The sequence below is a fragment of the Brucella sp. NBRC 14130 genome (genome assembly GCF_040371715.1).
GTDB lineage: Bacteria > Pseudomonadota > Alphaproteobacteria > Rhizobiales > Rhizobiaceae > Brucella > Brucella intermedia.
Window position 1 is genome coordinate 352,326 of the sequence record NZ_BAABTE010000002.1, and the last position, 11,408, is coordinate 363,733.

The window sequence follows — 11,408 nt, forward strand, 5'->3', positions numbered from 1 at the left end:
TGTAAATTGCCTGCAACATCGCTCCTACCCCGGCATCTATTGTGCAGGGCAATACCGAGAATATCAAATATAAAAGCCCGCCGCGTCGAAACGGGCGGACTCTTGTTCGGAAACTTTTTCATTGAGGTCGCCGTTGCCCCGCCTCCAGGCGCTGCAGGATCTCCATCACCACGCGCACATCCCCGCGCACTGTCGTCAGCGTTTCCTGTATTTCCTTCGAATTATCAGCTGCGCTTTTGATTGCCTGGGAGTTTGAGGCAATCTGATAGCTCATGCTTTCCTGGTTACTGTAAAGCTTACGGATGTCGGCCTCTATGGTTTGGAACCGCTGATCGTTTTTCCCCTTATCCTCGCGGACCTCGGCCAGACGCTCTTTATGATACGCCTCGTGCGAAAGTTTCCATTTTGTGAGATCCTCTATATCGCGAGATCTGTTGACCCAAATTGTCACGCCACCGAGGATGAGGACGGCGATCTGCCCGAGTTGCAGCAGCGTGTTGAAGTTCCACTCAAACTTTCCTTTGCTTGGTAACCGCATCGCACCTTCCCTCACCGTAGCCCCCTCGCCCAACTGTCATAAAATTCGGCACATCGATCTGTTCGCGCGTTCTGCCTGTCGAGCGCCGCTCGCTCTCTTTTCAAGGTGGAGCGAATTTCCGCGCCCTCAATCAACGGCGCATGCGGCTCTTTCTGACGACAGTCATCGGGATAATCAGCGGGGACAATGCGCGCCTGCGCCTTGCCGTGCTGTTCAGCAGCCTCTTGCAGCAGTCGATCACTGGCGCAGGAACTGCAAATCATCGCGATCAAGCAGACAGGTACGGCCCGCCGCTGCCAGCTTTTTCTCATAGTCCGCTATCTCCTGTTCAGATTTTTCGATCTGTGCGGCCTCAGCTGCGCGAGCGTTCCGCAACTGCACCTGGTAGGCTTCAATCACAATCGCGTTGGCTCTGCCCTGCCGTAGCAGCTCGTCGCGTTCCGCCCGCAGCGCCGCCGCCTGAAATTCGGGAACAAGGCCTTTCTTTGCCTGCCCCTCGAAAACAACGCCGAGATAGGGAACATCTTTGAGAACCGGCACGCCGTTAAAATAGATCGCAGACAGCACGATCCCGACGGCGCAGCCAGCGCCGATCTTGAGATAGTCCAGCAAGCCGAACATCACAGACCTGCCAGACAGAGTTCCAACTCACCGATGCGCTGAGCGTCACCCAGTTCGCGGCGCTTTTTCAGACCGTCCACGACCTTACCTCCGGCGCGATTGAAAGCGGTCATCGCGTTGCAGGCTGCGCGCCATTGTCGTTCACTCATTCGGCGGGCAGCGGTCGATTTGCAGGCCGCACCAGTCCCGATGTTATAGGAGAGATCCAGCATCGACGCCTGCACACTGATAGGTGCCTGATCGAAAGTTCGGATGCACTTGCGAAGCGGTTGCCGGAAATCGTTCTCCAGTCGGGTGATGAGCTTTTCGCGGCACTGCCTGTCAGTATAATAGTCGCCTTTCTGCACGTCTTTGGTTTCACCCAGGCACACAGTCCAGACCCTGCCGAGCTTGTCATAATAGGCATGGTTTTCCATACCTTCCCACGGCGCGGTCAGATAAGTGGCCGTCAAAGCAACGAGCCCCAACCCAGACGCCAGAGCAGCCTTTGCGCGTTTACTCGCCATTTCGAAATACCTTCTGAGAAACAAGGCGCATCACAAAGGCTGCGACCACCACAACAAAGGTCAGCAACGCGAACACGCCGGAGGGGATGGGAAAAGTGTCACCAAGGAGCGGCAACACGGCTTCAATGCCGGTCAGAACACCGGCAAGCAGGATCAGGCGGACAGACCACGCCTTTCGCAAGACGTGCCGCCAATCGGGCACAAGCTGCATGACAGCCTCTATTTGACGATGGATATGAGGGAGATCTTCAGCTGCAGGCTGATATTGTCGTAGGCGACATAGCTCCAGCCGATCCAGCAACCACAGATCCTGCCGAAGATATTGAAGCGGGCGCGATACGAGAAAAACAAACGGCCTTTCGCGTCTCGATACACACCCTCATAGAATGTGCCGGGTTTCGACCAGTCAAAGCCGCCGCTATCGATCTGATAAACAGTGGTAACGCCTTCGAACCTGAAACCGAAAACATTGGCCGCAAATCCGTAGGCCGGGTTTCGCATGATCCATCGTGTTCGCTGCCACCACAATTTGAAGCCCTTGGCTTGCGGCCAACCTAGCTGATGTTGCGCGCCGTCCAGGTCGTCATCATGCGTGTGAAAAAGCGAGAATGGGTATGGCAGAACCGAAATCCCCGCCAACCCCGACCAGAGCGCCAATATCGGTGCGATCAGGATCGCTACCAGCTTGGCAATAAGCAGCAAGATCCCGTAGATCGCCCACTTGATGAAGACGACCGGATAATTCCGGATAATGTATTTCATGATTGCCCCGTTGGAAATTCGAGCGGTGCTAGGCGCGACCTATACCCATGCCCATAGGTGACCCGCCCGTCGTCGAGGTTGCGGGCGCTTGCGGTTTGGGATCCGGCACCGCTGGCGTTTTCGGACTGTTCTCGTTTGTTTTCGAAGTGCTGGCCGCAGTCGACTTTTTCTTATCCTTGGATGCTTTGCTGGCGACCGGCTTTAGCTTCGCCTCAATATCGGTCATATATCCCGACTTGCTGATGCGGTGGGTTGCTGTCTCGATAATGAATTCTATGCCGTCAATTTCCGGCCGCACATTCTGGTAGGAAAACGGCGCGCCTGCCCGAATGGTCGGATCGCCAAACACTGTGACAAAGGTTTTGACAGTTTCCGCCTTGAGGCTTTCAGCCTTGGACTTAGCAGCTTTTTTCGCTTCGGCTTCCGTGCTGAAATTTTCCTTCACCGTGAAATCGGCAGTGCCTTCCTCGTCGCTGTCTTCCTCAACTTCGACCGTCTCAGCCTTGGCGCGGTCGCGAACCTTTGCGCGCACCGTTTTGACTTTCTTGCGATAAGCGAAGTTGATGCGGCATGTGTCCTGCACAATCTCGAACGGTCCGACTACAATAGGCGTCAGATCTTTTCCGCTCGCGGACTTTCCACTGCCACGCTTGGCAAAAATCAGCTTGCCATCCTTGACCGAGAATAATGCACCATGAATACGGGCCAGGCGCTCGCAGACGTGCATGTCACTCTCATCCTGCTGACCGAACCAATCATACTTGTGCGAAGCGACCTCGTCGTCGATAACAGGCTGCAAACCGTTTTCGGAAGCGATCTGCTGCAGGATCTCGGCGACAGTCTTTTCATCCCAGTGACGGGAACGACTTTGCTTGAACTTGTCGCGGATATTCGCCCCTCGCCCGCGAATGTTCATGCCGTAAGGAAGGCAGCGGATCTCTGGGTCATCTACAGTGAACGCCCCGAAAGGGAGTATGCCGGTCTCAGTATAACCAAGCGACACCTCAATCTTGTCACCCTTTTTAGGGATGGCGGCGAACGGGTTGCCATCATTCAGGTCGACATCAATCGAGTCCGAGCCGACACCCTCTTTGTCAGTGACAGTCAGCGAGATAAGCCGTTCATTCACAATGGACGCGACGGCTTTGCCGTTGACTTTTATTTCAAAGGCTGGAGTCTTCATGAAGCACCTAGTGCAGAACTTTGATTAAACGGGGGAAAAATGAGGAAGCTTTTTGTTTCTACTGCGCTGCTGAGTAGCATCGTTCAAATCGGCGCTGCGACGGCAGATAATAATAGGCCGACACCTCAAGCAGTGACGGCTGCTATGGCAATGGTCAAAATTGTAAGCCAAGAGATCAAGAGGGATCCAGAGAATCCAAGGGTTTTGGTGCAAATCAAAAATGACAGCGACCTTGCGTTCAGCTGGATCACTGTATCTTGTCGCATCATGAAAGATGACAAGTTCCTCGACGTAGCAGAGGCGTACATTACAAATGTTCAGCCAGGGGAAACAGCCGGAGAACAGGCAACCTATTCCGCAACACCAGAAAACAATGAAGCTGATCGCGCTATTTGCAGACCCGCAATTGGCTTGTAGGCTAGTCCCATAATGCAATTAGCGGTTGGTTTTGATCTGTTCGCAAAGCATCGGGAAGATGAATTTTTGTACCAATTGGCAACCGATGCGAAAGCGCAGCCAGCCCTGGGTTAGCTTCCAAAACCCGCTCGACATAGCCGCTTTCGTCGCCATAGACCTTACGGCAGATAGCGTCAATCATTTCGCCTTGTATCGTTGTATAAACACGCCCCATGGCATCACCCGAATAGTGACTGAATAACTGAAATCGGCGAGAAGCTGCCACCGCTGTAGCGCTTAAGTTGGATGCGAAAAACATCCATTCGCGGCTGTCCTAGCGCAGTATGATACGATTGATCTTCACTAATACCTTCGATCACATGCATACCGTACACATTCCCGGCTAGTGTAATAAGCGGCAATACAGTTCCGGCAACAGCCGCCCCGCGAAGGCCTTCAAGAACAGCCAATCCGCCGAACTCATGTGGGAACAACACTCCTTCAATTGTCGTGCGATCATCGTCGCCGCCTGTCCATTGGAGGCGGTTCAACCCGCCTACAGTGTTGATGTCGGCCCAACGGGTTGAAAGGTCACGCTTCACCCCCCGGTAACCGAACCGAAGGGAATGAAACATGAAGGGTCCTAAGCACATCGGAATCGCCATTACATTCCCCCGTCGGAATATGCACCGCCAGATGCTGCACGGAATTGAGCCGCGACTGCTTGTGCCGTCTGAGACGCGATTTGTTCCGGCGAAGCGCCGGTCTGCACGTTCATATGAACCGTCACTACAGGAGCAGGTTGCGGATTGGTAACCCGCACATCTTGCGTTCCACTCGGCAGGGTTTGTACCGGCGTAGCAACTGATACCGATGGCGTCCCAACCAACGAAACGTCAGCCGACCCCTTTGCACCTGCAATGCCAGCCGTAGGAGACGGCGCGGTCAATGCGTTCCACAGCGCACCGAAACTAAACGGTTGGGACGCATTTTGCGCGGGCTGATTTGGCAGGGGCGCGGCTGGCAACACTTGCCCCGTACCAGATCCTGCTTTGGCCCTTTGTTCGTTGGACTTCTCTACGAAGAACTCTGGGTTTATGTAGCGAGGATCTGACGGACCTTTTGCTTCAAGCCCCTTGTAGAGACCATAGGCCATAAGCCCCCATATGCCACCACGTGCTACCATGCCGCCGGTGCCACCGCCAGCACCAAGAATTCGGCTTAACCATCCAGCACCAGCACCACCAGCAGCTGCAGCACCACCGCCAACCGCTGTAGATGCGGCCCCAGCCGCCGCCGTTCCTGCGATCAGGTTTCGCAGGTTCAGGAGCGGACCGGAAACCGCCAACAAACCTCCAGCAATCATGGCCCAGTCAACCATTGAAAGTTTGGCCAGATTATCCGCGAACTCACCAATACTGTTAGCACCCTTGACGGCATCAATCAGCGTGATAGCAGCGGAAGATACAAGGGCGATCTTCCCAAATGGGGACATAGCTAAACGGGTGATACCGCGCCCCAAAGTCAGCATCGCTGCTCCGGTAGCGGCAATGCCGAGCGCACTTATCACGGTCGCAGAACCAGACATCTTGCTGAGAGCTTCCGAGATATTCCCGGCAGCGCCTAACAGATCCCCTTCTCCAATATCTTTGGCGAAGGCTTTCAGGTCTAGACCAATTTTGCGGAAATTGTTCGATAGCTTGGCCAGGTCAATCATGCGCTGATCAACCTGTGTGCTGTCACCCTCAAATGCCTTGCCGAACAGGAGGTCACCGAGATCGTTGATCAGCTGGCGCGTTCCGCCCTCACCCCCATAACCGAAACCGCTCATCAAGCCTTTGACGGCCATTTCGATCTTGTCGATGACGCCCACACGTTTATCCAGCGTGTCCAGCACATCGCCGATACCAAGGCTCATATCCTTGATCGTCGGCAACCAGCTGTCACCAACGCCGATGCCATAAGCTTTGATCTTGTTTCCAAGCAGCTGCAAAGCGTTTGCGGTCGTTTCGGCGCGAACCATATACTCTTGAAACGCGGATCCGCTGTAGTTCGACTCAGTGCCGATCATCGCAAGCTCGCGGCGCAGTTCTTTGGTATCGGCAATGATCGGCATGAGCGCCCGCGCCTCGTCACCGAACAAGGCAGAAGCGATGCTGATATGCTGATCTTTCGGTAGCTGCTGGATCCGCTCGATCACATTCAACGTGGTCTTGAGCGCATCTTTCTGCATGTTCTTCGATACTTTGACGGAATCGAGGCCGAGCTTTGCAAATGCCAAACGCTGCGACTTTGTCGCCTGCTCGCCTTTCGTCAGCGCCCGCCCCATATTGCGGAACGAGGTCGCCGCAACTTCCGCCTCAGCACCTGCCGAAATCATCGACGCACCGAATGCGAGTGTCTGAGTATCGGAAAAGCCGAACATCTTGCCGGTCGCAGCAACCCGCTTGTCAAACTCGACGAGGTCGCGAGCAGCCGAAGCGGTATTGTTCGCAAGGTGATTGATGGCGTCAGCGTGCAAACCAATCTGGTCGACATTGAAACCAAGCTGGGTCTTGATCTTTGCCAATGCGTCGCCAGTTTCGCCCTGCGACGTATCCCACGCCACGCTGACCTTTGCCGCCATTTCCGAGAACTTTGTCAGTTCCTGCAAGGCAACGCCGGACTGACCGGCAGCGGCATAGATTGCAGCCAGTCCGTCAGCGGTAACCGGCAGTTCCTTGGACAAGCCAAGGATCTCGGATCTGACAACAGAAAGCTGCGCAGGCGTACCGTCGACGACCTTGCGGACATCGGCGAAAGCTTCCTCGAATTTCATGGCAGCGCCGACGGTTCCGCCGATACCTTCACGAACACCGACATAACCAGCCCCGATGGCGACGAGATTGCGAGCCAGCGCCCCGACCGAAAAGCCGCCGCCCGCCCCCATGATCGCGGACGTCGTTCTGCTGGCACGACGGTTGAGACCGTCGAGCGCAGCAGCAACACCGCGAGCGGGCCCGGTGATCTGATCGACAAGCGAAACAACAAGCTTGGAACTCAGGACAGCCATTATTTTCTCTTTGCTTTCATCAGATCGACGGCCTCATCACGCCACAGCAAGACTTCCTGCGGCGTCATTTCCATGAATGTCGATATCGGGGTGTAAAGGTTTTGGCTAAGCCAGATGGTCAGGCGTCGCCATCCGAGCCTTCCTCGATCAAGAAAGGGGTGACGATCTTGCTGCACCTCTTGTAATCGCCGAGGGAGAATTGTGCGATTTCTGGCTGAGTTGCCCCAGAGAGCTGCGCAATCATCAGTGCCAGCACGGCATTATTGCCGCCGCCATTTGCAACACTTTCAACCGTGATGAGATCCGCGACCTTCGGTTCGCGAATGGTGATTTCATCCGTCTCGACACCCGCAATCTTGTAGGTCGTCGAGAGCTTTACTTTTACGGGTTCAGGCATTTTCGATCCTTGTCGAACTGGCGAGCGTTACGCGAGAAGCGCGCTGCGAATGGATTGAGTGCGCGACGTGCCGCCGATGGACACATCAAACGGCGTCATTTCGATCAGGGTCGCCCCTTCGACTTCCAGCTTGTAATAGCGAAGCGTGATCGAGAAATCGTTTTCGGCCATGTCACCCGGCTTCCAGGCACCATGATCGTTCTTGATGAGGCGACCGCGAATATAGGCAGTTGCATTGACGACGGTGCCATCCTCATGCACGAGCGCACCTGTCACCATGAACTCGCGTTCTGAACCGACTTCCAGACCAAACAGCGTGATCACCTGCGGGTCAAAGCCGGAGAGCTTGAAACTAGCCTCCATCTTTTCATAGCCCATCGGAACATCAATCGGCAGCACCATGCCGGCGTTGCGCAGTTCCTCGACCTTTTCCGTCGGCACCGGCAGCGTGATCTCGCTTGCCTGCCCGATCTTTGATACGCGGTCTGCAAAAATGGTGCAGTTCCGCAGGATATAACGCGGCATGTCAGACATGAGCCTAACCCCTTAATGACGTTGAATTGTAAGAGCTGGAGTGGGATGGGCTGGCGCTTAGCCAGCCGATCCGGAAGTGATTTCCTGCGCAACCTGGTTGAGCAGTAGTGTATAGCTCGCGATATTGCGATAAGCCGTAATACGGATATCAACCATCGGTGCAGGCGGTTCGAACTTCACACCAAGCTTGATGATGCCTTGCGCCATATCGTTGTCGGTGTTCGTATCCAACAGCCAGCAATCATGGCCAGGCAGAATTGCGCCTTCGGCTTCCATCTGCCGAAGGAAAGCGCGCCCGCCCTCGACCATGAATTTCAGATTGGCGCGGGAGAAGGGCTTGTCGACAAATTCGAGATATGACTTTTCCAGCGCTTCATTGATCGCGTCAGCAGTGCGCCGCACAGAAATGAATTGCCAGAGAAGTTCTGCCGCGCATGTCCAGACACCCCAGAGCCGGAAGCCGGTATTATCGATATTGACGATAGTGTTGACCCGGTTTTCATTGAGGTAGTTCGACTGGTCGCCATATTCGATAGGACGGTTGACGCCGACAATACCGGAGATCCCGACATTCGAACCGGACCACCAGAAACCTTGCTCCAGATCCATTTTCGCCTGCTTGGCGGCGAAGATCGGCGAGGATGGGGCTGGAACATTGGCATCAAGTTCCGTGTCATACTTCAAGACTTTCGGATCGCAAATCGCGATGCGCCCTGAATTGATCAGCCCACGGTACTGCACTGCAGCCTGATCGGTCGTGTCCGGCCCGTCGACATAAGCAACGGCTTTCAGCTTTTCCGCCACCCCCATCAGCTCGGCAACAACCGGGTTCATAACAGAACCGATATTGGCGGTTGCGGTTGCGTCCTTGGATCCAGCCTTGCCAGTGATCGTAACCGTCGGCGTCCCGGTATAGCCATAACCAGCCTTGCGAACGATGATCGCGGTGATTGCGCCTTCGGCAACAACAGCCTCAGCGACTGCACCGGATCCTGTCCCTGTGACCGCGACGGTCGTCGTGTCAGCATCATAACCGGTTCCGCCTGCGGTCACATTGATCGAGGCAATGCCGTCGGCTGGCGAGGTCTGAGTGAAGCCAGGAGCAATAAGCAACTTAGGCTTATAAAGCCCGTCGGACGATGCGCGCCGGAATGCATGGACACCGGTAAAGGCAGTCTGGTCACCGATCAGGTTCGACCAGGTTTCCGCCGTCGTCTCGCCTTCCTCAACACGAACCACAATGATCGGACAGCCGACCTGGTCGAAAATGCTGTCGATAGCGTTTATCAGCGTTCCGGCATTGCCGAGAGTTGCCGCATCTTGCGGGCGCAGGATCTGCACCGGCTTATTCAGAGGAAAAGCCAGCACATCGGCATCCGGCGCGGTGCCGATCAGGCCGATGACAGCAGTTCGCGCAATCCGTACTAGAAGCGGGGTTTCGGCACTCTCGAATACACGCGTGCCGTGGTGAAAGGACACAGATGCCATAGCGGCACTCCTTGGATTGAGACCTCAGTGGGTCAGGTTTTCAGGAAAATTCAGAGCGCCGGTTGCGGCCACTCAATCGCATCAAAAATGGAACGCGCAGCCGCTTCGTCAGCGGCGGCATCAATATCGCGTTTGGCACCGAGGCGAACGGCTTCAATCGCAGCACCAATCTGCTGCCATTGTGCAAAGGCAGCAAGGACGACATCAGCTACCTCGGAAAGCGTTTCTGCAGTAATTCCCACTTCTGACGACAGGACCGGATAGTCGGCAGCTTTTGGGCTGCTCGCGTTATTGAAAGCGCGGGCTTCATCAACCTTTTGTTGATATGTCATCGCCTGACCAGCACCCGGCGTGATGTATTTCAGGCGTTCGTTTTCAGCGAGACTGTCGACCTGACCCTTCAGGGAAGATTTGATTGCTGAAAGTGACGCCTCTACATTGTCGAAGGCGAGTTGAGGCTTGCCGTCCGTATCGGCAACAATTCTACCGCCGATGCTCTGCCCTTCCAGCATTGCCTTGTGTTCCGCCGAGCTGATTTCAACCGCATCGGAAGGTAATTGCGGATGAAGACCTGGAGAGAAAAAACCATTCTCGCTGGCTGAAAAGAAAATCTTGTTCATAATCAGTATCCGAACACGATGTAAGAACCGGAAAGAGTTGCGCCCTCCTGTCGAGCCGCAACCAGTGCGCCGCCACCTGTGCGGGTTGTGTAGGAAAACCACGCCTGTTCTTGTTTACCCGGCCCCAAAACGTCTGATCCGCAGCCCGCAACTAGCTGCAACAATGCCGTGGGGAACGCGATTGGCCACGTAACTGAAATGGCGGGTGATTCATAAACACCCCCCGAGCTGGATGCAGCCGAGGTTGTGCCACTGAAACCACCCCACTGCATAATGATCCCACCCGGAAGCTTCACCCACCCCGAAGATCCGATATTCTGATTGGACCCCTCCGAGCGTGCGATGGTGCGGAAACGTGCTCCATCATAAATCAGTGACACAATCTCACCGGCGATCAAATCGCCAGCAGATAACGCTACTCCGACTCGATCAACGATTGACTTTGCCCCCAGACCATTGACGTTGATAGTAGCAGCCCCCGTGTTCGTAGTGGAAATCTTGATATCCAGCCGCATACCAACTGGATAAGAATCCGGCGCAGGGTCTAGTGTTGCAGTCAGAGCGTTAGCGCTGCCTGCTGCTGCCGCGTAATTCCATTTTCCAGACTGCATATCCAAGGCGATCTTTTCAGAATATGATCCTGATATCCGCTCAAATATTCGCCCGTCGGGCAAGCTGATGCCGTGGCCATCGGGAGGGCTTATTACTCCCCAGCCTGCTGCGGTGTACTCCGCTATTTTCCCAGCTTGCCCCGCCCAGGCACCAGTCGCGCCGGCTGGCACGAGATAAGCATCACCAACAACAGGTGAAGCCGGTGGGCTTGACTGCGTCATCGAAATGACAGGAAGCCAGGGCATTCGGTTTAATCGTTGCAGTGCCACCTTGAATGCTGGATCCACAACAATAGTGATTGCAGAAATATTCGAGAATGCCACCTCCAGACGAATAGTACCCTCGACCGTCTGTCCGCTCGACGGGATTGGTTTGCTGATTGGAGGATCGTAGCGAGCGATGGCAATCAGATCGCCATCCTGATCAATCAGGCCCGCTTCCCGAATTGTATATGGCCCTTCTGCGGCCTCCAGAAAAATATCGAAGTACGCCACATTCGATGCGCCGACCACAGTGCCATGCCCCGAAATCGCCTTGCGTGCAACTTCATGGTAAAGTGCTGTTTCGCCGCCCGACGGAACGGTTGCGCCGTCACCAATTGCGATGTGGGTAATGACAACGGAAGTGCCGTTGGCAAGCGCCGCCGCTTCCTTCGCGCGGCCAAGGTTCGTCATCAATGCGAACGTGTTTTGAGCCATA

General features: G+C 55.0%; 15 protein-coding genes. 1 reads left to right on the plus strand and 14 read right to left on the minus strand.

Going from position 1 to position 11,408, the window contains the following annotated elements; all coding sequences use genetic code 11:
- Positions 1–118: 118 nt before the first annotated feature.
- The 6 genes from ABWW28_RS05180 to ABWW28_RS05205 form a co-directional block, all read right to left on the minus strand.
- A complete protein-coding gene (locus ABWW28_RS05180) occupies positions 119–538 on the minus strand; it encodes a hypothetical protein (protein ID WP_353390417.1) in 420 nt (139 codons plus the stop codon).
- 237 nt (positions 539–775) lie between these two features.
- Positions 776–1,159, minus strand: coding sequence for a hypothetical protein (locus ABWW28_RS05185; RefSeq protein WP_353390418.1), 384 nt, complete (start codon positions 1,157–1,159; stop codon positions 776–778).
- Positions 1,159–1,665: a lysozyme gene (locus ABWW28_RS05190; RefSeq protein WP_151607559.1), complete on the minus strand. Its 507-nt coding sequence runs from the start codon at positions 1,663–1,665 to the stop codon at positions 1,159–1,161. The genes ABWW28_RS05185 and ABWW28_RS05190 overlap by 1 nt, the downstream gene beginning before the upstream one ends.
- Positions 1,655–1,876 carry a DUF7940 domain-containing protein gene (locus tag ABWW28_RS05195; RefSeq protein ID WP_114215474.1) on the minus strand — a complete coding sequence of 74 codons (222 nt, stop codon included), beginning with the start codon at positions 1,874–1,876 and terminating at the stop codon, positions 1,655–1,657. Before ABWW28_RS05195 ends, ABWW28_RS05190 begins: the two co-directional genes overlap by 11 nt.
- An 8-nt stretch (positions 1,877–1,884) precedes the next feature.
- The gene (locus ABWW28_RS05200) at positions 1,885–2,427 is read right to left on the minus strand and encodes a DUF7338 family protein (RefSeq protein WP_353390420.1); all 543 of its coding nucleotides are present in this window, start codon (positions 2,425–2,427) and stop codon (positions 1,885–1,887) included.
- A 28-nt stretch (positions 2,428–2,455) separates the two neighbouring features.
- On the minus strand, positions 2,456–3,610 hold the full coding sequence (locus tag ABWW28_RS05205) for a phage late control D family protein (protein ID WP_353390422.1): 1,155 nt from the start codon (positions 3,608–3,610) through the stop codon (positions 2,456–2,458).
- Between the two features lie 39 nt (positions 3,611–3,649).
- Here ABWW28_RS05205 and ABWW28_RS05210 point away from each other — a divergent pair, with 39 nt between their 5' ends.
- On the plus strand, positions 3,650–4,027 hold the full coding sequence (locus ABWW28_RS05210) for a hypothetical protein (RefSeq protein ID WP_353390424.1): 378 nt from the start codon (positions 3,650–3,652) through the stop codon (positions 4,025–4,027).
- A 1-nt stretch (position 4,028) separates the two neighbouring features.
- Here ABWW28_RS05210 and ABWW28_RS05215 read toward each other — a convergent pair whose 3' ends face one another.
- The 8 genes from ABWW28_RS05215 to ABWW28_RS05250 all read right to left on the minus strand — a co-directional run bounded on the left by ABWW28_RS05215 (position 4,029) and on the right by ABWW28_RS05250 (position 11,407).
- Positions 4,029–4,241, minus strand: a complete 213-nt coding sequence (locus tag ABWW28_RS05215) for a tail protein X (RefSeq protein WP_353390425.1) — start codon at positions 4,239–4,241, stop codon at positions 4,029–4,031.
- Positions 4,242–4,245: 4 nt separating this feature from the next.
- Positions 4,246–4,671, minus strand: coding sequence for a phage tail protein (locus ABWW28_RS05220; RefSeq protein ID WP_353390427.1), 426 nt, complete (start codon positions 4,669–4,671; stop codon positions 4,246–4,248).
- Positions 4,671–7,058, minus strand: a complete 2,388-nt coding sequence (locus ABWW28_RS05225; RefSeq protein ID WP_353390428.1) for a phage tail tape measure protein — start codon at positions 7,056–7,058, stop codon at positions 4,671–4,673. Before ABWW28_RS05225 ends, ABWW28_RS05220 begins: the two co-directional genes overlap by 1 nt.
- Positions 7,059–7,176: 118 nt before the next feature.
- Complete coding sequence (locus ABWW28_RS05230; RefSeq protein ID WP_353390430.1) at positions 7,177–7,455, minus strand: phage tail assembly protein; 279 nt, start codon at positions 7,453–7,455, stop codon at positions 7,177–7,179.
- A gap of 27 nt (positions 7,456–7,482) precedes the next feature.
- Positions 7,483–7,989 (minus strand): phage major tail tube protein, encoded by a 507-nt coding sequence (locus tag ABWW28_RS05235; RefSeq protein WP_012092167.1) that lies wholly within the window; start codon positions 7,987–7,989, stop codon positions 7,483–7,485.
- A 57-nt stretch (positions 7,990–8,046) separates the two neighbouring features.
- A complete protein-coding gene (locus ABWW28_RS05240) occupies positions 8,047–9,477 on the minus strand; it encodes a phage tail sheath subtilisin-like domain-containing protein (protein WP_353390432.1) in 1,431 nt (476 codons plus the stop codon).
- 50 nt (positions 9,478–9,527) lie between these two features.
- Positions 9,528–10,097: a hypothetical protein gene (locus ABWW28_RS05245; RefSeq protein ID WP_353390434.1), complete on the minus strand. Its 570-nt coding sequence runs from the start codon at positions 10,095–10,097 to the stop codon at positions 9,528–9,530.
- 2 nt (positions 10,098–10,099) lie between these two features.
- Positions 10,100–11,407 carry a phage tail-collar fiber domain-containing protein gene (locus tag ABWW28_RS05250; RefSeq protein ID WP_353390436.1) on the minus strand — a complete coding sequence of 436 codons (1,308 nt, stop codon included), beginning with the start codon at positions 11,405–11,407 and terminating at the stop codon, positions 10,100–10,102.
- Position 11,408 lies beyond the last annotated feature (1 nt).